We start from the raw sequence: 21,641 nt of genomic DNA on the forward strand, positions 1-21,641 counted from the left end.
CGTTACCTCGCTTCACGGGCCGGGCGCTGACGGTCACCACGGTCGCCGCGATCGTGACGATCGTTGCGCGACGGGGTGTCGTCCTGCTTTTCCTGGCCAACCTGGGAGAAATCGAAGACCTCGCCCTTGTAGATCCAGACCTTGATGCCGATGATGCCGTAGGTCGTCTTGGCTTCAGCGAAGCCATAGTCGATGTCGGCACGCAGGGTGTGCAGCGGCACGCGGCCTTCGCGGTACCACTCCGAACGGGCGATTTCTGCACCGTTGAGGCGGCCACCGACGTTGACCTTGATACCCAGGGCACCCAGGCGCATCGCGTTGCCGACCGAGCGCTTCATTGCACGGCGGAACATGATGCGACGCTCCAGCTGCTGGGCGATCGACTCGGCAACGAGCTGCGCGTCCAGTTCCGGCTTGCGCACTTCGGTGACGTTGATGTGCGCCGGGACGCCCATCATCTCGCTCACTTCCTTGCGCAGCTTCTCGATGTCCTCACCGCGCTTGCCGATCACCACGCCCGGACGGGCGGTGTGGATCGTCACGCGAGCGGTCTTGGCCGGACGCTCGATCAGGATCTTGCTGATGCCGGCCTGGGCCAGCTTCTTGCGCAGCATTTCGCGCACTTTCAGGTCGGCTGCCAGGTAACCGGCGAACTCGGCCTTGTTGGCGTACCACTTGGAGTTCCAGTCCTTGGAAATGCCGAGGCGGATACCAATCGGATGAACTTTATGACCCATGGTCTTTTCCTTATCCGCTTACTTGGCGGCGCCCACAACCACAGTGATGTGGCTGGTGCGCTTGAGGATGCGGGTACCGCGGCCTTTCGCCCGCGCCATGAAACGCTTCAGGGTCGGACCTTCATCAACCATGATGGTCTGAACCTTCAGCTCGTCGACGTCGGCGCCCTGGTTGTTCTCGGCGTTGGCAATTGCCGACTCCACCACCTTCTTGATCAGGTGGGCAGCCTTCTTGTCCGAGAACTTCAGCAGGTTGACCGCACGTTCGGCCGGCAGACCGCGCACCTGGTCAGCGACCAGACGAGCCTTCTGCGGGGAGATGCGCGCAGTGCGCAGGATGGCTTTCGCTTCCATTGTCATCTCTCCTTACTTGCCCGACTTCTTGTCACCACCGTGACCCTTGAAGGTCCGGGTGATGGCAAATTCGCCGAGCTTGTGGCCGACCATGTTCTCGTTGACGAGAACCGGGATGTGGTTCTTGCCGTTATGCACGGCAATGGTGATGCCTACCATGTCAGGCAGGATCATCGAACGGCGCGACCAGGTCTTGATCGGCTTCTTGCTGCCCGCAGCGGCCTCCACCTTCTTGACGAGGTGGTGATCGACGAACGGGCCCTTCTTGAGTGAACGTGCCATGGTCGATTAGCCCCTACGATCGCGGACGATGAACTGCTGAGTGCGCTTGTTATGGCGCGTCTTGTAACCCTTGGTCGGAACACCCCACGGGGTGACCGGATGCGGGTTACCCTGGCCGGCCTTGGCCTCACCACCACCGTGCGGGTGGTCAACCGGGTTCATGGCAGCACCACGAACGGTCGGGCGGACGCCGCGCCAACGCTTGGCACCGGCCTTGCCCAGCTTTTCCAGGCTGTGCTCGTCGTTGCCGACTTCGCCGATGGTGGCGCAGCACTCGACCGGAACCTTACGCATTTCACCCGAGCGCAGGCGCAGGGTGGCGTAGATGCCTTCGCGAGCCACCAGCTGCACGGCCGCACCGGCGGCGCGAGCGATCTGAGCGCCCTTGCCCGGCTTCAGTTCGATGCAGTGGATGGTGGTGCCGACCGGGATGTTGCGCAGCGGCAGGGTGTTGCCGGCCTTGATCGGGGCGTCCGAACCAGCGATCACCTGATCACCGGCCTTCAGACCCTTCGGGGCGATGATGTAGCGACGCTCACCGTCGACGTAGCACAGCAGGGCGATGTGGGCGGTGCGGTTCGGATCGTATTCGATGCGTTCCACGCGCGCCGGAATGCCCAGCTTGTTGCGCTTGAAGTCGATGATGCGGTAGTGCTGCTTGGCACCACCACCGACGTGACGCACGGTGATGCGGCCATGGTGGTTACGACCACCCGAGCGGCTCTGCGACTCGACCAGTGCGGCGTGCGGAGCACCCTTGTGCAGGTCGGGGGTGACCACGCGCACGGCCGAACGGCGGCCGGGGGAGGTGGGCTTGAATTTCATCAATGGCATGGGATGTACCTCAGGCCTTGGCCGTTACATCGATCGACTGGCCGTCGGCCAGGCGAACGTACGCCTTGCGCCAATCGCCGCGGCGGCCAGCACGGTTACGGAAGGACTTGTTCTTGCCCTTGACGTTGACCACGTTGACGGCTTCGACCTTGACGTCGAACAGCTGCTCAACCGCGGCCTTTACATCGGCCTTGGTGGCTTCGTTCGAAACTTCGAAGACATACTGATTGGAGAGTTCCTGCAGGCGCGCGGTCTTTTCGGAGACACGCGGGGCACGCAGCACGCTGAAGATTTTTTCGTTGCTGTTCATGCCAGCCACTCCTCGACCTTCTTGACCGCGTCAGCGGTGATGACGACCGTGTCGGCACCAACCAGCGAGACCGGATCCAGACCCTGGACGTCACGCACCTGCACGTACGGCAGATTGCGGGCGGACAGGTACAGGTGCTCGGACGCTTCTTCGGTGACGATCAGCGGGCGCTTGCCCACTTCCAGGCCGGCCAGCTTGGCGATCAGACCCTTCGTGTTGGTCACTTCGACATCGAAGGACTCCACGATGGTCAGACGGCCCTGACGGTTCAGCTCGGACAGGATCGCGCACATGGCGGCACGGTACTGCTTACGATTGACCTTCTGCTCGAAGCTGCGCGGCTTGGCCGCGAAGGTGACACCGCCGCCGACGAAGATCGGAGCCGTCAGTGCGCCATGACGCGCGCCGCCGCCCTTCTGCTTCTTCGACTTCTTGGTGGTACCAGCCACTTCGGAGCGAGTCTTCTGTGCCTTGGTGCCGGCGCGACCGGCGTTGCGGTAGGCAACGACGACCTGGTGGACCAGATCTTCGCTGAAATCGCGACCGAACACGGCGTCGGAGACCGAGACCTTGTTGTTGCTACCCGTGATAACGAGTTCCATCGTCATCTCTCCTTATGCCTTGCTCGCCGGACGGACGATCACGTCGCCACCCGCCGCGCCCGGAACGGCGCCGCGAACGGCGATCAGACCGCGCTCGACGTCGACCTTGACCACTTCCAGGTTCTGGGTGCTCTGCTGCACCGCGCCCATGTGGCCCGACATCTTCTTGCCCGGGAAAACGCGACCCGGGGTCTGGCGCTGACCCAGCGAACCCGGCGCGCGATGCGACAGCGAGTTACCGTGGGTTGCATCGCCCATACGGAAGTTGTGGCGCTTGATGGTGCCCTGGAAGCCCTTACCCTTGGTGACACCCTGGACGTCGACGATCTGGCCGACTTCGAAGATGTCCGCCTTGACTTCGCCGCCAACGGCGAAATCGCCGAGCTGCGCGTCTTCAACGCGGAATTCCCACAGGCCACGACCCGCTTCCACCTTCGCCTTGGCGAAGTGGCCGGCTTCCGGCTTGTTGACCAGGGCAGCGCGACGCGCGCCGACGGTCACCTGCACGGCGCTGTAGCCGTCGGTTTCGACGGTCTTGATCTGCGCGATGCGGTTCGGGGTTGCTTCGATCAGGGTCACCGGGATGGAGCGGCCATCTTCAGTGAACACGCGGCTCATGCCAGCCTTGCGGCCCACGAAGCCCAACGAATACTTCTTCGTCATGGTCGTAGTCCTCAGGTCAGCTTGATCTGAACGTCGACGCCGGCAGCCAGTTCGAGCTTCATCAGCGCGTCCACGGTCTTGTCATTCGGGTCAACGATATCGAGCACGCGCTTGTGCGTGCGGGTCTCGTACTGGTCACGCGCGTCCTTGTCGACGTGCGGGGAGACGAGAACGGTGTAACGCTCGATCTTGGTCGGCAGCGGGATCGGGCCACGCACTTGCGCGCCGGTCCGCTTTGCCGTTTCAACGATCTCGCTGGCCGAACGGTCGATCAGACGATGATCGAACGCTTTCAGCCGGATCCGGATCTTTTGGTCCGCCATGGCGGTAGGTTCCTTCGTTAAAAGAGCGACAGACAAAGCCTCTGGGTTGCTTTGCCCCATGAAATTCCTGAATACGGACGGCCCGCACTCCTGCAGGCCGACAAGGTCACTCCATAGACCTCAAAAACGTAGGCAGACCAGTTTCCCGGCCTGCCCAGACGTAGAAGCATAATGGCACGCAAGGCAGCTGTCAACAGTCGCCTGTTGACGCCGCCTGAATGGCATTGACCCTTCCTGGTCCGGGGAACACAAGGCACGTCCTGTGCCTGCTTTCCCATTTGATACGCCCCGATGCCCTACCCAGGCAACATCGGGGCGCAGATACTACCAGATTACTCGATGATCTTCGAGACCACGCCGGCGCCGACGGTACGGCCGCCTTCGCGGATGGCGAAGCGCAGGCCTTCGTCCATGGCCACCGGGTTGATCAGGGTGACGACCATCTTGACGTTGTCACCCGGCATCACCATTTCGACGCCTTCCGGCAGTGCAGCGGCGCCGGTGATGTCGGTGGTGCGGAAGTAGAACTGCGGACGGTAGCCGTTGAAGAACGGGGTGTGACGGCCGCCCTCGTCCTTCGACAGGACGTAGACTTCGCCTTCGAACTTGGTGTGCGGCTTGATCGTGCCCGGCTTGGCCAGCACCTGGCCACGCTCGACGTCGTCACGCTTGGTGCCGCGCAGCAGCAGGCCAGCGTTGTCGCCTGCCTGACCCTGGTCCAGCAGCTTGCGGAACATTTCAACGCCGGTGACGGTGGTCTTCTGCACCGGACGGATGCCGACGATTTCGATTTCGTCGCCAACCTTGATCACGCCGCGCTCGATACGACCGGTCACCACGGTGCCGCGGCCCGAGATCGAGAACACGTCTTCCACCGGCATCAGGAACGGCTTGTCGATCGCACGCTCCGGCTCCGGAATCCAGCTGTCCAGCGCGTCGACCAGCTTCAGGATGGCCGGCACGCCGATGTCGCTCTGGTCGCCTTCCAGCGCCAGGCGGGCCGAACCGGCGATGATCGGGGTGTCGTCGCCCGGGAACTCGTACTTGCTCAGCAGTTCGCGCACTTCCATATCGACCAGCTCGAGCAGCTCGGCGTCGTCGACCATGTCGGCCTTGTTCAGGAACACGACGATGTACGGCACGCCGACCTGGCGCGACAGCAGGATGTGTTCACGGGTCTGCGGCATCGGGCCGTCAGCGGCCGAGCACACCAGGATCGCGCCGTCCATCTGGGCGGCACCGGTGATCATGTTCTTGACGTAGTCAGCGTGGCCCGGGCAATCGACGTGGGCGTAGTGACGGATCGGGGATTCGTATTCGACGTGCGCGGTCGAGATCGTGATACCACGCGCCTTTTCTTCCGGTGCGGCGTCGATCGAGGAGTAATCCTTGAACTCGCCACCGAAGCGCTCGGCACCGATCTTGGTCAGTGCGGCGGTCAGCGTGGTCTTGCCGTGGTCGACGTGACCGATGGTGCCGACGTTGACGTGCGGCTTGGTGCGCTCGAACTTACCCTTTGCCATTGTTCTATACCTTGATTGTTCGTAAGTGGTTTCAAGAGAGGCTGAGCGAGGCTCAGCCCTTCTTCATGACGGCTTCGGCGATGTTGGTCGGAGCCGGCTCGTAGTGATCGAATTCCATGGTGAAGGTGGCGCGGCCCTGGGTCTGCGAACGCAGCGCAGTGGCGTAGCCGAACATTTCACCCAGCGGGATCATCGCGTTGATGATGCTGGCCGAACCGTCACCGGTGGTGTCGGAACCCTGCAGCACGCCGCGACGACGGCTGACGTCGCCCATCACGTCACCCTGGTAATCCTCCGGGGTCACGATCTCGACCTTCATGATCGGCTCCAGCAGCACCGGCTTGGCCTTGGCGAAGCCCTGCTTGAAGGCCATCGACGAAGCCAGCTTGAACGCCATTTCCGAGGAGTCGACGTCGTGGTACGAACCGAACACCAGCTTCACCTTGACGTCCACGACCGGGAAGCCAGCCAGCGGACCGCTGGTGATGGTTTCGCGCAGGCCCTTTTCAACCGACGGAATGAATTCCTTCGGGATCACGCCGCCGGTGATGTCGTTGATGAACAGGAAGTCGTCCTTGATGGCCGGAGCCAGCTTCGGATCGGCACGGTCGGCAGCGGTGATCGGCGACAGCTCGATCACGACGTGACCGTACTGACCCTTACCACCGGACTGCTTGGCGTGCTTGTAGTCCGACTTGACGTCAGCCAGGGTGATGGTTTCGCGGTAGGCCACCTGCGGCGCGCCGACGTTGGCTTCAACGTTGAACTCGCGCTTCAGGCGGTCGACGATGATGTCCAGGTGCAGCTCGCCCATGCCCGAGATGATGGTCTGGCCGGATTCTTCGTCGGTCTTGACGCGGAACGACGGATCCTCCTGCGCCAGGCGACCCAGGGCCAGACCCATCTTTTCCTGGTCCGACTTGGTCTTCGGCTCGACGGCCATCGAGATCACCGGCTCCGGGAACGTCATGCGCTCCAGGATGATCGGGGCGTCCACGGCGCACAGGGTGTCACCGGTGGTGGTGTCCTTCAGGCCCACCGCCGCGGCGATGTCACCGGCCAGAACTTCCTTGATTTCCTCGCGGTTGTTCGAGTGCATCTGCAGGATGCGGCCGATGCGCTCCTTCTTGCCCTTCACCGAGTTCAGCACGGTGTCGCCACCGTTCAGGGTGCCCGAGTAGACACGGAAGAAGGTCAGCGCGCCGACGAACGGGTCGGTGATGATCTTGAAGGCCAGCGACGAGAACGGAGCCTTGTCGTCCGACTTGCGGGTCATTTCGACGGTGTCGTCGTCAACGTCCACGCCCTTCACGTCCGGCACGTCGACCGGCGACGGCAGCAGCTGGATCACGCCATCCAGCATGGCCTGCACGCCCTTGTTCTTGAAGGCCGAGCCGCAGTACATCGGCACGATCTCGGTGGCCAGGGTGCGGGTACGCAGCGCGCTGATGATTTCGGCCTCGGCCAGCTCTTCGCCGCCCAGGTACTTTTCCATCAGTTCTTCGCTGGCTTCAGCAGCGGTCTCGACCATGAACTGGCGAGCCTCTTCGGCAGCCGCCTGCAGTTCGGCCGGGATGTCGCTGTACTCGAACTTCATGCCCTGCGAAGCCTCATCCCAATGGATGGCCTTCATCTTCAGCAGGTCGACAACGCCCTTGAAGTTGTCTTCAGCGCCGATCGGCAGCTGCATCGGCACGGCAACGGCGCCCAGCTTGGCCTTCAGCTGGCCGACGACCTTCTGGAAGTTGGCACCGGTGCGGTCCATCTTGTTGACGAACGCGATGCGCGGCACGTGGTACTTGTTGGCCTGGCGCCACACGGTTTCCGACTGCGGCTGCACGCCACCGACGGCGCACAGGACGAAGACGGCACCGTCGAGCACGCGCAGCGAGCGCTCCACTTCGATGGTGAAGTCGACGTGCCCGGGGGTGTCGATGATGTTGAAGCGGTGCTCCGGCAGGGACTTGTCCATGCCCTTCCAGAACGCGGTGGTGGCAGCGGACTGGATCGTGATGCCACGCTCCTGCTCCTGCTCCATCCAGTCCATGGTGGCGGCGCCGTCGTGCACTTCACCGATCTTGTGGCTCTTGCCGGTGTAGAACAGGATGCGCTCGGACGTGGTGGTCTTGCCGGCATCGATGTGAGCCATGATGCCGAAGTTGCGGTAACGCTCGATGGGAGTGGAACGGGCCACGGGAGCCTCTCAGATTTCTTGGATTTCGGATGGCCGAACGCCGCCTTTCGGCGGCCTTCGGATTGGCGCAGTCCTTCTGGGACCGCGAGGCAGCACGCACCTAAGTGGAGCTGCCCTGCCTGTTTTACAAGGCCGTCAAACTCACCAGCGGTAGTGGGCGAAGGCCTTGTTGGCTTCGGCCATGCGGTGGGTTTCTTCGCGCTTCTTGATGGCGCCGCCACGGTTTTCCGAGGCGTCGATCAGCTCAGCAGCCAGCTTCTTCGGCATGGTGTTCTCGCCACGCTTGCGCGCGGAGTCGATCAGCCAGCGCATGGCCAGGGCCATCTTGCGCGACGAACGCACTTCGACCGGCACCTGGTAGGTGGCACCACCGACGCGGCGCGACTTGACTTCGACCGCCGGAGCGACGTTGTCCAGAGCCTTCTGCACCAGTTCAATGGCGTTGGCGCTGCTGTTCTTCTCGGTGATCACGTCCATGGCGCCGTACACGATCTTTTCGGCGACGGACTTCTTGCCGCTCTGCATGACCATGTTGATGAAGCGGGCGATGGTTTCGCTTCCGTGCTTCGGATCGGGCAGGACGGAACGCTGCGGAGTATTACCCTTACGCGACATAGTGCTCTCTCCTTATGCCTTCGGACGCTTGGCGCCGTACTTGGAACGGGCCTGGCGACGCTTGGCAACGCCGGCGGCGTCGAGCGAGCCACGAACGGTGTGGTAACGCACACCCGGCAGGTCCTTGACGCGACCGCCGCGGATCAGGACCACGGAGTGCTCCTGCAGGTTGTGGCCTTCACCACCGATGTAGGAAATCACTTCTTCCTGGTTGGTCAGGCGGACCTTGGCAACCTTGCGCAGAGCCGAGTTCGGCTTCTTCGGAGTGGTGGTGTAGACACGGGTGCAGACGCCACGGCGCTGCGGGCACTTGTCGAGCGCCGGCGAGGCACTCTTGTAGGTGGTCGCTTGCCGCGGCTTGCGGACCAGCTGGTTGATCGTCGCCATCAGTAGGTTCTTCTGATTGGTGGCCGGAAAATCCGACCAGAGATGCGGAAATGTTAAAGCAGGCCGAAATTTTGGCCTGCTGAGACAGACGATTGTAGCAACCCGCCAGGAAAGCAGTCAAACGCCTCCTGTCAAGCCCGTCCCTGATCCCGGGACGTTACTGGGGGGCCTCCATGTACCCCGTTCAGGTTGACAGGGTCGATCGCGGACGATCTCCCCTGCCCTTTCCCAATCCCATCAATGGACCGATGGGGTGGTCCGGCCTTGCGGCCGGACCGGATACCTCATTCTTCGCCCGACGCCTGTTCAGCTTCGGCTTCAACCACCGGCGCCTCGACCGCAGCCGGGGTGCCGGCCAGGGTCTGCATTTCCGACTCGGTGAGACCGGAAGCGCCGCGGCGGCGGTTGCTGTGGTACGCCAGGCCGGTACCGGCCGGAATCAGGCGACCCACGATGACGTTTTCCTTCAGGCCACGCAGGTTGTCCGAGGTGCCGCGGACGGCCGCTTCGGTCAGCACGCGGGTGGTTTCCTGGAACGAAGCGGCCGAGATGAACGATTCGGTCGCCAGCGACGCCTTGGTGATACCCAGCAGGACCGGATCGAAGTGCGCCGGCAGCTCGTTGCGGGTCGACAGGCGCGCATTTTCCTCGATAACGCGCTGACGCTCCACCTGTTCGCCGTTCAGGAACTTGCTGCTGCCCTGATCGGTGATCTCGACCTTGCGCAGCATCTGGCGGGTGATCACCTCGATGTGCTTGTCGTTGATCTTCACGCCCTGCAGGCGGTACACGTCCTGGATTTCCTTCACCAGGTAGGCCGCCAGCGGTTCGACACCCAGCAGACGCAGGATGTCCTGCGGGCTCGGCTCGCCGTCCACGATGGTTTCACCCTTGGTGACATGCTCGCCTTCGAACACGATGACCTGGCGGTACTTCGGGATCAGCTCTTCGTGCTCCGAACCATCGGTGTCCTTGATGATCAGGCGCTGCTTGCCCTTGGTGTCCTTGCCGAAGCTGATGATGCCCGAACGCTCGGCCAGCACCGCCGGATCCTTCGGCTTGCGCGCTTCGAACAGATCGGCCACGCGCGGCAGACCACCGGTGATGTCGCGGGTCTTCGACGCTTCCTGCGGGATCTTGGCGACGACGTCGCCCACGCCCACCGGGGCGCCGTCCTGCAGGTTGACGATCGAACGCGGCGGCAGCAGGTACTGCGCCGGCAGGTCGGTACCCGGGATCGACAGGTCGTTGCCCTTGGCGTCGACGATGCGCACGATCGGGCGCAGGTCCTTGGCCTGGGTACCACGACGCTTCGGATCGGTGATTTCGCGCGAAGCGAGGCCGGTCAGCTCGTCGGTCTTCTCGATGACGGTGATGCCGTCGACGAAGTCGATGAAGCGGATGAAGCCGGCCACTTCCGACACGATCGGGTGGTTATGCGGATCCCAGTTGGCCACGGTCTGGCCAGCCTTGATCGCATCACCGTCCTTGGACGTGATGGTCGCACCGTACGGCAGCTTGTAACGCTCACGCTCACGGCCGTGGGCATCGAGCACCGAGATTTCGCCCGAGCGCGACACTGCCACCAGCGAGCCGTTGGCGTGCTCGACCGACTTGAGGTTGCTGAACTTGACCGAGCCGGTGGTCTTGACGGTGATGTTGTCGACCGCAGCAGCTCGCGACGCCGCACCACCGATGTGGAACGTACGCATGGTCAGCTGGGTACCCGGCTCACCGATGGACTGCGCGGCGATGACGCCGACCGCTTCACCGATGTTGACCAGGTGGCCACGGGCCAGATCGCGGCCGTAGCAGCGCGAGCAGACACCGAAGGCCGATTCGCAGGAGATGGTCGAGCGGACCTTGATGGTCTGCACGCCGGCATCTTCCAGCTTGGCGACCCAGGCTTCGTCGAGCAGGGTGTTGCGGGTGACGATCGGATCTTCGTCGTTGCCCGGCAGGAACACGTCCTCGGCAACCACGCGACCCAGCACGCGATCCTTCAGCGGCTCGACCACGTCGCCGCCTTCCACGATCGGGGTCATGATCAGGCCTTCGGTGGTACCGCAATCCACCTCGGTGATCACCACGTCCTGCGCGACGTCGACCAGACGACGGGTCAGGTAACCCGAGTTCGCGGTCTTCAGCGCGGTATCGGCCAGACCCTTACGGGCACCGTGGGTGGAGTTGAAGTACTCCTGCACGTTCAGGCCTTCGCGGAAGTTCGCCTTGATGGGCGTCTCGATGATCGAGCCATCCGGGCGGGCCATCAGGCCGCGCATGCCGGCCAGCTGACGGATCTGCGCCTGCGAACCACGCGCACCGGAGTCGGCCATGATGTACAGCGAGTTCATCGACTTCTGGTCGATGGTCTCACCCTTGGCATTGACCACCTTCTCGGTACCGATGGTGTCCATCATCGCCTTGGCGATGCGCTCGTTGGTGCGCGACCAGATGTCGACCACCTTGTTGTAGCGCTCGCCGGCGGTGACCAGGCCCGACTGGTACTGCTCCTGGATTTCCAGCACTTCGGCTTCGGCCTCGGTGAGGATGCCCTTCTTCTCGTCCGGGATCAGCATGTCATCGATGCCGATCGAAACGCCGGCGCGGGTCGCGTAGGCGAAGCCGGTGTACATCAGCTTGTCGGCGAACACGACCGTGTCCTTCAGGCCCAGCTGGCGGTAGCTGGAGTTGATCAGGCGGCTGATGTTCTTCTTGGTCAGCTCGGTGTTGGCCAGCGCGAACGGCAGGCCTTCCGGCAGGATTTCAGCCAGCAGGGCGCGACCGATCGTGGTGTCCACGATCGAGGTCTTGTTCTGCTTGTTGCCATCTTCGTCGGTCACCACTTCGGTGATGCGGACCTTGACGCGCGCGTGCAGTTCCACCACGCGGTTGTCGTAGGCACGCTTCACTTCGGCGATGTTGGCGAAGGCCATGCCCTCGCCCTTCTTGTTTTCCAGCGAGCGGGTCATGTAGTACAGACCCAGCACGACGTCCTGCGACGGCACGATGATCGGCTCGCCGTTGGCCGGCGACAGGATGTTGTTGGTCGACATCATCAGCGCACGCGCTTCCAGCTGGGCTTCCAGCGAGAGCGGCACGTGGACGGCCATCTGGTCACCGTCGAAGTCGGCGTTGAACGCGGTGCAGACCAGCGGGTGCAGCTGGATGGCCTTGCCTTCGATCAGCACCGGCTCGAACGCCTGGATGCCCAGACGGTGCAGGGTCGGCGCACGGTTCAGCATCACCGGGTGCTCGCGGATGACCTCTTCCAGGATGTCCCAGACTTCGGCTTCTTCGCGCTCGACCAGCTTCTTGGCGGCCTTGATGGTGGTGGCCAGGCCACGACGCTGCAGCTTGGCGAAGACGAACGGCTTGAACAGCTCCAGCGCCATCTTCTTCGGCAGGCCGCACTGGTGCAGACGCAGGTACGGGCCGACCACGATGACCGAACGGCCCGAGTAGTCGACGCGCTTGCCGAGCAGGTTCTGGCGGAAGCGACCCTGCTTGCCCTTGATCATGTCGGCCAGCGACTTCAGCGGGCGCTTGTTGGTGCCGGTGATGGCACGGCCACGACGGCCGTTGTCCAGCAGCGCATCGACCGATTCCTGCAACATGCGCTTTTCATTGCGCACGATGATGTCCGGCGCGCTCAGTTCGAGCAGGCGGCGCAGGCGGTTGTTGCGGTTGATGACGCGGCGGTACAGGTCGTTCAGGTCGGAGGTCGCGAAGCGGCCGCCATCCAGCGGGACCAGCGGGCGCAGGTCCGGCGGCAGCACCGGCAGCACGGTCATGACCATCCATTCCGGACGGTTGCCCGATTCCAGGAAGGCTTCGATCAGCTTGATGCGCTTGGTGAGGCGCTTGAGCTTGGTTTCCGAACCCGTAGCGGCGATTTCCTCGCGCAGGCGGGTCATTTCCGACTGCAGGTCGATCGTGCGCAGCAGTTCGTACACGGCCTCGGCGCCCATGGCGGCGTCGAAGTCGTCACCGTGCTCCTGGCGGGCCTGCAGGTACTGTTCTTCGGTCAGCAGCTGGCGGCGTTCCAGGGCGGTCAGGCCCGGCTCGGTCACCACGTACGCTTCGAAGTACAGCACGCGCTCGATGTCACGCAGGGTCATGTCCAGCATCAGGCCGATGCGCGACGGCAGCGACTTCAGGAACCAGATGTGCGCGACCGGCGACGCCAGGTCGATGTGGCCCATGCGCTCACGACGCACCTTGGCCAGGGTCACTTCGGTGCCGCACTTTTCGCAGACAACGCCGCGGTGCTTCATGCGCTTGTACTTGCCGCACAGGCACTCGTAGTCCTTCACCGGGCCGAAGATGGCGGCGCAGAACAGGCCGTCGCGTTCCGGCTTGAAGGTACGGTAGTTGATGGTTTCCGGCTTCTTCACTTCGCCGAAGGACCACGAACGGATCAGGTCCGGCGAGGCCAGCGCGATCTTGATCGCGTCGAAGTCCAGCGTCTGGCGCTGCTGGTTGAAGAGGTTGAGCAGGTCTTTCATGGTGTTCTCCAGAAGGAGGAATGCTGTGTCGATGGGCTTTCAGTTGACTGCCAGCGGCGCGGCGGCGGAGGCCGCCGCGCCGGCATGGATCAGTTGTCTTCCAGTTCCATGTTGATGGCCAGCGAGCGGATTTCCTTCACGAGCACGTTGAAGGATTCCGGCATGCCCGCGACCATCTCGTGCTCACCGTCGACGATGTTCTTGTACATCTGGTTGCGGCCCTGCACGTCATCGGACTTCACCGTCAGCATTTCCTGCAGGGTGTAGGCCGCGCCGTAGGCTTCCAGCGCCCAGACTTCCATTTCACCGAAGCGCTGGCCGCCGAACTGCGCCTTGCCGCCCAGCGGCTGCTGGGTGACGAGCGAGTACGGGCCGGTCGAACGGGCGTGCATCTTGTCGTCGACCAGGTGGTTCAGCTTCAGGTAGTGCATGTAGCCAACGGTGGTGTGGCGATCGAAGGCTTCACCGGTGCGGCCGTCGTACAGCTGGGTCTGGCCACTGCTCGGCAGGTCGGCCAGTTCCAGCATGCGCTTGATTTCCGCTTCGGTGGCGCCGTCGAAGACCGGGGTGGCCATCGGCACGCCGTCGGTCAGGTTGCGGGCCAGGCGCAGCAGTTCCTCGTCGCTGAACTGCGACAGGTCGACACGGTTGGCCACGTTGGTGTCGTCGTGGTTGTAGATGTCGTCCAGGAACTTGCGCAGGTCGGCAACCGCCGCCTGGGCTTCCATCATCGCCTGGATCTTGCGACCCAGACCCTTGGCGGCCCAGCCCAGGTGCACTTCCAGGATCTGGCCGATGTTCATACGCGACGGCACGCCCAGCGGGTTCAGCACGATGTCCACGGTTTCGCCCGAGGCCATGTACGGCATGTCCTCGACCGGCACCACGTTGGAGACCACACCCTTGTTGCCGTGGCGGCCTGCCATCTTGTCGCCCGGCTGGATGCGGCGCTTCACGGCCAGGAACACCTTGACCATCTTCAGCACGCCCGGGGCGAGGTCGTCGCCGGCGGTGATCTTGCCGCGCTTGTCGGCGAAGCGACGCTCGAATTCCTTCTCGTGCGCCTGGATCTGCTTCTGGGCGCGCTCGATGGCTTCCGAAGCGTCCTCGTCCTTCATGCGCAGGGCGAACCAGTCAGCCTTCTTCAGGCCGTCCAGGAAGGCGTCGGTGATCACGTCACCCTTCTTCAGGCCAGCACCACCGTTGACCACCTTGCCCACGATCTGCGAACGCAGACGCATGTAGATGGCGGCTTCCAGGATGCGGAACTGGTCGTCGAAGTCCTTCTTGACGCGCTTGATTTCAGACTCTTCGATCTGGCGGGCGCGCTTGTCCTTCTCGATGCCGTCGCGGGTGAAGACCTGCACGTCGATGACGGTGCCGTCCATGCCCGGCGGAACGCGCAGCGAGCTGTCCTTAACGTCCGAAGCCTTCTCGCCGAAGATCGCGCGCAGCAGCTTCTCTTCCGGGGTCAGCTGGCTTTCGCCCTTCGGGGTGACCTTGCCGACCATGATGTCGCCGGCGCGGACTTCCGCACCGATGTACACCACGCCGCTCTCGTCCAGGCGGTTCAGCGCCTGCTCGGAGACGTTCGGGATGTCGGCGGAGATTTCCTCCGGCCCCAGCTTGGTGTCACGCGCGACGCAGGTCAGCTCTTCGATGTGGATCGTGGTGTAACGATCCTCTTCCACCACGCGCTCGGAGAGCAGGATGGAGTCTTCGAAGTTGTAGCCGTTCCACGGCATGAACGCGATCAGCATGTTCTGGCCCAGAGCCAGTTCGCCGATGTCGGTGGACGGACCGTCGGCCAGCACGTCGCCGCGGGCGATGACGTCACCCACCTGGACCAGCGGACGCTGGTTGATGCAGGTGTTCTGGTTCGAACGGGTGTACTTGACCAGGTTGTAGATGTCCACGCCTGCGTCGGTGGCGCCAACGATCTCTTCCTCGTTGACCTTGACCACGATGCGGGCCGCGTCGATCTGCACGATCTCGCCACCACGACGGGCGTTCACGGTCACACCGGAGTCACGCGCCACGGCGCGCTCGATGCCGGTACCGACCAGCGGCTTCTGCGCACGCAGGGTCGGCACGGCCTGACGCTGCATGTTGGCGCCCATCAGTGCGCGGTTGGCGTCATCGTGCTCCAGGAACGGAACCAGCGCGGCCGCGATCGACACGGTCTGCATCGGCGAGACGTCCATGAAGTGGACTTCCGCCGGCGGCTTCAGCAGCGATTCGCCCTGGAAGCGGCACGGAACGAACTGCTCGGTCAGCACGCTGTCGGCATTGGTCAGGGCGTTGGCCTGCGCAATGACGTACTCGTTCTCTTCGATCGCCGACAGGAACTCGACTTCGTCATAGACCTTGCCGTCCACGACCTTGCGGTACGGGGTCTCGAGGAAACCGTACTGGTTGGTGCGGGCGTACACGGCCAGCGAGTTGATCAGGCCGATGTTCGGGCCTTCCGGGGTTTCGATGGTGCAGACGCGGCCGTAATGGGTCGGGTGCACGTCGCGCACTTCGAAGCCGGCGCGCTCACGGGTCAGACCGCCCGGGCCCAGGGCCGAGACGCGACGCTTGTGCGTCACTTCCGACAGCGGGTTGTTCTGATCCATGAACTGCGACAGCTGCGAGGAGCCGAAGAACTCCTTGATGGCAGCGGCGACCGGCTTGGCGTTGATCAGCTCCTGCGGGGTCAGGCCTTCCGACTCGGCCATCGACAGGCGCTCCTTGACCGCGCGCTCGACGCGGACCAGGCCGACGCGGAACACGTTCTCGGCCATTTCGCCGACCGAACGCACGCGACGATTGCCCAGGTGATCGATGTCATCGACCACGCCGCGACCGTTGCGGATCTCGGTCAGGACCTTGATCACGTCCAGGATGTCGGAGCTGTCGCCGTGGGCAGCGACCAGGCGCTTGGACTCTTCGTCGTTGCGCTCACCGAAGTACTTGCTGTCGTACAGCACGGCTTCGCCGGTGGTTTCCTTGCGGCCCACGCGACGGTTGAACTTCATGCGGCCGACCGCGGACAGGTCGTAGCGCTCGAAGGTGAAGAACAGGTTGTGGAACAGGTTCTGCGCGGCATCCTTGGTCGGCGGCTCGCCCGGACGCATCATGCGGTAGATCTCGACCAGGGCTTCCAGCTGGGTCTTGGTCGGGTCGATGCGCAGGGTGTTGGACAGGTACGGGCCACGATCCAGATCGTTCACCCACAGGGTGCCCACGGCATCCACACCGGCCTTGCGGAAGGCCTGCAGCTGCTCGTCGGTGATCTCGTCATTGGCCTGCGCCAGCAGTTCGCCGGTCGAGGCGTCGACCACGTCGTGCGACAGGATGCGGCCGACGATGTAGTCGTCCGGCACGGCCAGGGCAGCGATGCCCGAGGCTTCCAGCTGCTTGATGTGGCGCGCGGTGATGCGCTTGCCGGCTTCCACGATGACCTTGTCGCCGTCGGCGAGGTCGAAGCCCAGAGTTTCGCCACGCAGGCGCTCCGGCACCAGCTCCAGCTGGACGCCTTCATCCGGGTTGATGTGGAAGGTGTTGATCTCGAAGAACTCGGCCAGCATCTCTTCGTTGCTGTAGCCAAGCGCGCGCAGCAGGATCGACACCGGCAGCTTGCGGCGACGGTCGATACGGGTGAACAGCGCGTCCTTCGGGTCGAACTCGAAGTCCAGCCAGGAACCGCGGTAAGGAATGATGCGGGCGCTGTACAGCAGCTTGCCCGAGCTGTGGGTCTTGCCGCGGTCGTGGTCGAAGAACACGCCCGGCGAGCGGTGCAGCTGCGAGACGATGACGCGCTCGGTGCCGTTGACGATGAAGGTGCCGTTTTCGGTCATCAGCGGGATTTCGCCCAGATAGACCTCCTGCTCCTTCACGTACTTGATGGCCTTGGTCGACGACTCACGGTCGTAGATCACCAGGCGCACGGTCACGCGCAGCGGGGCGCCGTAGCTCATGCCGCGCTGGCGGCACTCACGCTCGTCGAAGACCGGTTCGCCCAGCTTGTAGCCGACGTATTCCAGGGCGGCATTGCCGCTGTAGCTGGCGATCGGGAAGACCGACTTCAGCGCAGCGTGCAGGCCGTGGTCCGTGCGCTTGGCCGGATCGACGTTTTCCTGCAGGAATTCACGATAGGAATCCACCTGGATGGCGAGCAGGAACGGCACTTCGAGAATCGAGCGCTGCTTGCCGAAATCCTTGCGGATACGCTTTTTTTCGGTGAACGAATAGGACGTCATGAGGTCTTCCACCTTGTTGTGCGGATCGTGCGCCCACGATCCGAAGGGAACTTGAAATTGTCAGTTGGAAGTCGCTGGTATTGCCGGCACCAGCACGCCTTCTCCCGCTACTTCCAACTGCCAACTCGTCTGCTACCACTCCCCCGCTGCCGCGCCGTGCGCTGGCCTGCCGGGGTTTGACTGCAGCCCGTGTTGGGCTTTTTCCTGCTGTTTTTCACACCCACGCAGAGCGTGGATCTACAACACCGCAACAACGACCAAAGGCCGGGGGCTTACGCCCCCAGCCTTGGCTGCATCGCCGTGAATCGGTGACGATGCAAGGTAACTGCTTACTTGACTTCGACAGTCGCGCCAGCAGCTTCCAGGTCCTTCTTCATCTTCTCGGCTTCGTCCTTCGAAGCGTTGTCCTTCAGGACGCCGCCGGCTTCGGCCAGGTCCTTCGCTTCCTTCAGGCCCAGGCCGGTGATGGCGCGGACGGCCTTGATGACTTCGACCTTCTTCTCGCCGGCAGTCTTCAGGGTGACGACGAATTCGGTCTGCTCTTCAACAGCAGCAGCCGGGCCAGCGGCAGCAGCCACGGCGACCGGAGCAGCGGCGGAGACGCCGAACTTCTCTTCGATGGCCTTGACCAGCTCCATCACTTCCATCAGGGACTTCTCGGCGATGGCGTCGACGATCTGTTCGTTGGTAAGGGACATGATTAATACCTTTGGATGATTTTCTGGGTTGAGGTTCCGTCAGGAACCACGGTAAGTCGAAACTCAGGCGGTCTCGGCGGCCGGCTCGGCAGCGTCGGCGGCGACATCGCCACCACCCTGCTTCTCGCCAACGGCCTTGATGGCGCGGGCAAACATCGTGACCGGCTCGGTCAGGACGCGGGCCAGCATGGCCAGGGCCTGGTCGCGGGTCGGCAGCGATGCCAGCACGTCGACGTGGCTCGCCGGGAACACTTCACCACCGATGGCGACGACCTTAGCCTTCAGCTTGTCGTTGCCCTTGGCGGCTTCCTTGATCAGGCGACCGGCAGCGCCGGGCTCCTCGAGCGAGAACGCGTACAGCAGCGGACCAACCATCTGGTCCTGTGCGACTGCGAACTCGGTGCCTTCAACGGCGCGCGAAGCCAGGGTGTTCTTGACAACCTTCAAGAAAACACCGGTTTCACGAGCCTGCTTGCGCATCGCGGTCATCTGGGCGACCGTGGTGCCAGCGTATTCGGCTGCGATCAAGGAGTGGGCCTTGGCGGCGACGTCTGCCAGCTCGGCGACTACTTCTTGCTTCTGGGACAGATTGAGAGCCATTGCACTCCTCCTATTGAACTCCGCTTACGGCTCCTGCCGTGTGCGGTCCTGTGCGGCATCCGTCCTGGACGCCGGGAACATCGGGATGATGTTCCGGGGGTGGGCCGTTCTAGACCTGGAGTGGGCCAACCTGGGAAACCCAGACGTGCGTGAACCAGAAAAACTCCAGAAGGGCACCATCTACGCAGGGTGATTCCGGGGAATCGATTAAGCGCTCATGACTGCTCCGGCGGCGACTCCTTGCCAGATCGAGCTTCCGTGCCCGTCGCCGGTATTGCCACGACCGCGCCTGCGGTCTTTGACGGCTACCGCGGGCGATGCACTGCCAGCGATGCCTTCAAATGTCACGGTCACGGCACCGAAGGTACCGTGACCGCTTGAAACAATTACTTCAGGGTCAGCGACGACTGGTCGACGGTGACGCCCGGGCCCATCGTCGAGCTGACCGAAACCTTCTGCAGGTAGGTGCCCTTCGAGGTGGCCGGCTTGGCCTTGATCAGGTCCAGCAGCAGCGCGGTCAGGTTCGACTTCAGCGCGTCTTCGGCGAAGTCGGCCTTGCCGATGGTGCAGTGGATGATGCCGGCCTTGTCGGTGCGGTAACGGACCTGACCCGACTTGGCGTTCTTCACGGCTTCGCCCGGGTTCGGGGAAACGGTGCCGACCTTCGGGTTCGGCATCAGGCCGCGCGGGCCCAGCACGGTGCCCAGCTTACCGACGACGCGCATGGCGTCCGGGGTCGCGATGACGACGTCGTAGTTCAGATCACCGGCCTGCATCTTCTCGGCCAGGTCATCCATACCGACGGCTTCGGCGCCAGCGGCCAGGGCTTCGTCAGCCTTGGCACCGGCCGGAGCGAACACGGCGACGCGGACCGACTTGCCGGTACCGGCCGGCAGCACGGTGGAGCCACGGACCTGCTGGTCGGACTTCTTCGCATCGACGCCCAGGCGCACGGCAACGTCGATCGACTCGACGAACTTGGCCTTGGTGGCGCTCTTCAGGATGTTGATCGCGTCCTCGAAGGCGTACGCCTTGCCCGGAACGACGGCGGCCTTGATGGCCTTCTCACGCTTGGTCTGTGCCATCTTATTAACCCTCCACCACGAGGCCCATGGAACGGGCAGAGCCAGCGATGGTACGCACGGCGGCGTCCAGGTCGGCGGCAGTCAGATCCGGTTCCTTCGCCTTGGCGATCTCTTCCAGCTGCTTACGGGTGACCTTGCCGACCTTCTCGGTGTTCGGGCGCTTGGAGCCCGACGAGATGCCAGCGGCCTTCTTCAGCAGGGTGGTAGCCGGGGTGCTCTTGGTGATGAAGGTGAACGTACGGTCCGAGTAGGCCGTGATGATCACCGGAACCGGCAGACCCGGCTCGAGCTTCTGCGTGGCAGCGTTGAACGCCTTGCAGAATTCCATGATGTTCAGACCACGCTGACCCAGCGCAGGACCGACCGGCGGCGAGGGGTTGGCCTGACCGGCCTTCACCTGCAGCTTGATGTAACCGACAACTTTCTTTGCCATGTGAGTGCTCTCCGGGTGCTAGCGCCTTTCGACAACAGGCTCCCCATCGGACCGGGAATCACGCGTCCCGGCATCGCGTTTTGAAATCATGCTGAAGGCCACCTTGCGGCGGCCTCGTCCTGCTGGCCTTCCCAGCGGGAAGCCGCGCACTATAACAGGTTTTTTCTTCACATGCCTGAAGCGGCAGGTAAACGAACGAAACCGGGCCAGGCCCGGTTTCTGGTCCGGAGTCGAGCATGGCTCGACTCTACAGACGGGTCAGACGGCCTTTTCGACCTGGCCGAACTCGAGCTCGACCGGGGTGGCACGACCGAAGATCAGCACCGAGACGCGCAGGCGGCTCTTCTCGTAGTTGACTTCTTCGACGACGCCATTGAAATCGTTGAACGGACCGTCGGTGACGCGGACCATCTGGCCCGGCTCGAACAGCACCTTCGGACGCGGCTTCTCGACGCCTTCCTGAACGCGATTCAGGATGGCCTCGGCCTCGGAATCGGCGATCGGCAACGGACGATCGGCAGTGCCGCCGATGAAACCCATCACGCGCGGGGTTTCCTTGACCAGGTGCCAGCTTTCGTTGTCGATGCGCGGGATGCCGGCTTCTTCGTGGGTCTCGATCTGGACCAGCACGTAACCCGGGAAGAACTTGCGCTCGGAGCGGCGCTTCTGGCCAGCGCGCATCTCGACCACTTCTTCGGTCGGGACCAGGACGTCGCCGAAGCGCTCTTCCATGCCGTCACGGACGATGCGATCGCGCAGAGCCTGCGCCACCGACTTCTCGAAGCCCGAATAGGCGTGAACGACGTACCAACGCTTCATGCAATTCTCCTTAGCGGCCCAGGAACCACTGAGTCAGTTTCTGGATCAGGAAGTCGAAGCCACCCAGCAGCAGGCTGAGGATGAGCACCACGACGATCACGACCCACGTCATGCGGATGGCTTCCTGGCGCGTCGGCCAGACCACCTTGCGCAGTTCGAAGCGCGACTCGGAGAGGAATTCGCGGGTGTCGCGCCCCTTGCCGGTCAGCATGAACACGCCGATACCGCCAACCAGACCGACCACGACCGCCAACGCACGCAGCTGACCTGCCCACGCACCCAGCTGGGCGGCGCGACCAGAGTCGGCAGAGAACCAGAACCAGACGAACAGACCGGCCAGCACCAGCAGCGATGCGGCGACATACTTGACGATATCCCCACCGTGGGCGGAGTTGTCCTTGGAGTGTTCGATCTTGCTATTCATCCGGCT

20 protein-coding genes are annotated in these 21,641 nt (G+C 63.3%); all 20 read right to left on the bottom strand.

Annotation, left to right across the window (positions count from 1 at the left end; all coding sequences use genetic code 11):
* Positions 1–2: 2 nt before the first annotated feature.
* The 20 genes from rpsC to secE all read right to left on the bottom strand — a co-directional run bounded on the left by rpsC (position 3) and on the right by secE (position 21,635).
* A complete protein-coding gene (gene rpsC / locus DFO63_RS14690) occupies positions 3–737 on the bottom strand; it encodes a 30S ribosomal protein S3 (RefSeq protein WP_004145350.1) in 735 nt (244 codons plus the stop codon).
* An 18-nt stretch (positions 738–755) separates the two neighbouring features.
* Complete coding sequence (gene rplV, locus DFO63_RS14695) at positions 756–1,091, bottom strand: 50S ribosomal protein L22 (protein WP_004145348.1); 336 nt, start codon at positions 1,089–1,091, stop codon at positions 756–758.
* Positions 1,092–1,103: 12 nt separating this feature from the next.
* A complete protein-coding gene (gene rpsS / locus DFO63_RS14700) occupies positions 1,104–1,373 on the bottom strand; it encodes a 30S ribosomal protein S19 (protein ID WP_005415413.1) in 270 nt (89 codons plus the stop codon).
* Positions 1,374–1,379: 6 nt separating this feature from the next.
* Complete coding sequence (rplB, locus tag DFO63_RS14705; protein ID WP_004145339.1) at positions 1,380–2,207, bottom strand: 50S ribosomal protein L2; 828 nt, start codon at positions 2,205–2,207, stop codon at positions 1,380–1,382.
* A gap of 10 nt (positions 2,208–2,217) precedes the next feature.
* On the bottom strand, positions 2,218–2,517 hold the full coding sequence (gene rplW, locus DFO63_RS14710; RefSeq protein WP_004145338.1) for a 50S ribosomal protein L23: 300 nt from the start codon (positions 2,515–2,517) through the stop codon (positions 2,218–2,220).
* Positions 2,514–3,119 carry a 50S ribosomal protein L4 gene (rplD, locus tag DFO63_RS14715; protein ID WP_004145337.1) on the bottom strand — a complete coding sequence of 202 codons (606 nt, stop codon included), beginning with the start codon at positions 3,117–3,119 and terminating at the stop codon, positions 2,514–2,516. Before rplD ends, rplW begins: the two co-directional genes overlap by 4 nt.
* A gap of 12 nt (positions 3,120–3,131) precedes the next feature.
* Positions 3,132–3,782, bottom strand: coding sequence for a 50S ribosomal protein L3 (rplC, locus tag DFO63_RS14720; protein ID WP_004145336.1), 651 nt, complete (start codon positions 3,780–3,782; stop codon positions 3,132–3,134).
* 11 nt (positions 3,783–3,793) lie between these two features.
* Entirely contained in the window at positions 3,794–4,105 is a 312-nt protein-coding gene (rpsJ, locus tag DFO63_RS14725; protein WP_005408208.1) for a 30S ribosomal protein S10, read from the bottom strand.
* A gap of 332 nt (positions 4,106–4,437) precedes the next feature.
* Positions 4,438–5,628, bottom strand: a complete 1,191-nt coding sequence (gene tuf, locus DFO63_RS14730; RefSeq protein WP_119007242.1) for an elongation factor Tu — start codon at positions 5,626–5,628, stop codon at positions 4,438–4,440.
* A gap of 52 nt (positions 5,629–5,680) precedes the next feature.
* A complete protein-coding gene (gene fusA, locus DFO63_RS14735) occupies positions 5,681–7,822 on the bottom strand; it encodes an elongation factor G (RefSeq protein ID WP_014036102.1) in 2,142 nt (713 codons plus the stop codon).
* A 141-nt stretch (positions 7,823–7,963) separates the two neighbouring features.
* Positions 7,964–8,437: a 30S ribosomal protein S7 gene (gene rpsG / locus DFO63_RS14740; protein WP_004145321.1), complete on the bottom strand. Its 474-nt coding sequence runs from the start codon at positions 8,435–8,437 to the stop codon at positions 7,964–7,966.
* Between the two features lie 12 nt (positions 8,438–8,449).
* The gene (gene rpsL / locus DFO63_RS14745; RefSeq protein ID WP_004145320.1) at positions 8,450–8,824 is read right to left on the bottom strand and encodes a 30S ribosomal protein S12; all 375 of its coding nucleotides are present in this window, start codon (positions 8,822–8,824) and stop codon (positions 8,450–8,452) included.
* 284 nt (positions 8,825–9,108) lie between these two features.
* Entirely contained in the window at positions 9,109–13,332 is a 4,224-nt protein-coding gene (rpoC, locus tag DFO63_RS14750; protein ID WP_101764974.1) for a DNA-directed RNA polymerase subunit beta', read from the bottom strand.
* A gap of 89 nt (positions 13,333–13,421) precedes the next feature.
* Complete coding sequence (rpoB, locus tag DFO63_RS14755; protein ID WP_049446770.1) at positions 13,422–17,576, bottom strand: DNA-directed RNA polymerase subunit beta; 4,155 nt, start codon at positions 17,574–17,576, stop codon at positions 13,422–13,424.
* A 329-nt stretch (positions 17,577–17,905) separates the two neighbouring features.
* A complete protein-coding gene (gene rplL / locus DFO63_RS14760) occupies positions 17,906–18,274 on the bottom strand; it encodes a 50S ribosomal protein L7/L12 (protein WP_014036098.1) in 369 nt (122 codons plus the stop codon).
* A 63-nt stretch (positions 18,275–18,337) separates the two neighbouring features.
* Entirely contained in the window at positions 18,338–18,874 is a 537-nt protein-coding gene (gene rplJ, locus DFO63_RS14765; protein ID WP_005408203.1) for a 50S ribosomal protein L10, read from the bottom strand.
* A 386-nt stretch (positions 18,875–19,260) separates the two neighbouring features.
* Positions 19,261–19,959, bottom strand: coding sequence for a 50S ribosomal protein L1 (gene rplA, locus DFO63_RS14775; protein ID WP_004154350.1), 699 nt, complete (start codon positions 19,957–19,959; stop codon positions 19,261–19,263).
* Between the two features lie 4 nt (positions 19,960–19,963).
* A complete protein-coding gene (rplK, locus tag DFO63_RS14780; protein WP_004145248.1) occupies positions 19,964–20,392 on the bottom strand; it encodes a 50S ribosomal protein L11 in 429 nt (142 codons plus the stop codon).
* A 258-nt stretch (positions 20,393–20,650) separates the two neighbouring features.
* Complete coding sequence (nusG, locus tag DFO63_RS14785; protein ID WP_004154362.1) at positions 20,651–21,211, bottom strand: transcription termination/antitermination protein NusG; 561 nt, start codon at positions 21,209–21,211, stop codon at positions 20,651–20,653.
* Between the two features lie 10 nt (positions 21,212–21,221).
* Complete coding sequence (secE, locus tag DFO63_RS14790; protein ID WP_119007243.1) at positions 21,222–21,635, bottom strand: preprotein translocase subunit SecE; 414 nt, start codon at positions 21,633–21,635, stop codon at positions 21,222–21,224.
* Between the last annotated feature and the right edge of the window lie 6 nt (positions 21,636–21,641).

The organism is Stenotrophomonas sp. AG209, assembly GCF_003550055.1.
In the GTDB taxonomy this organism is placed as follows: Bacteria; Pseudomonadota; Gammaproteobacteria; order Xanthomonadales; family Xanthomonadaceae; genus Stenotrophomonas.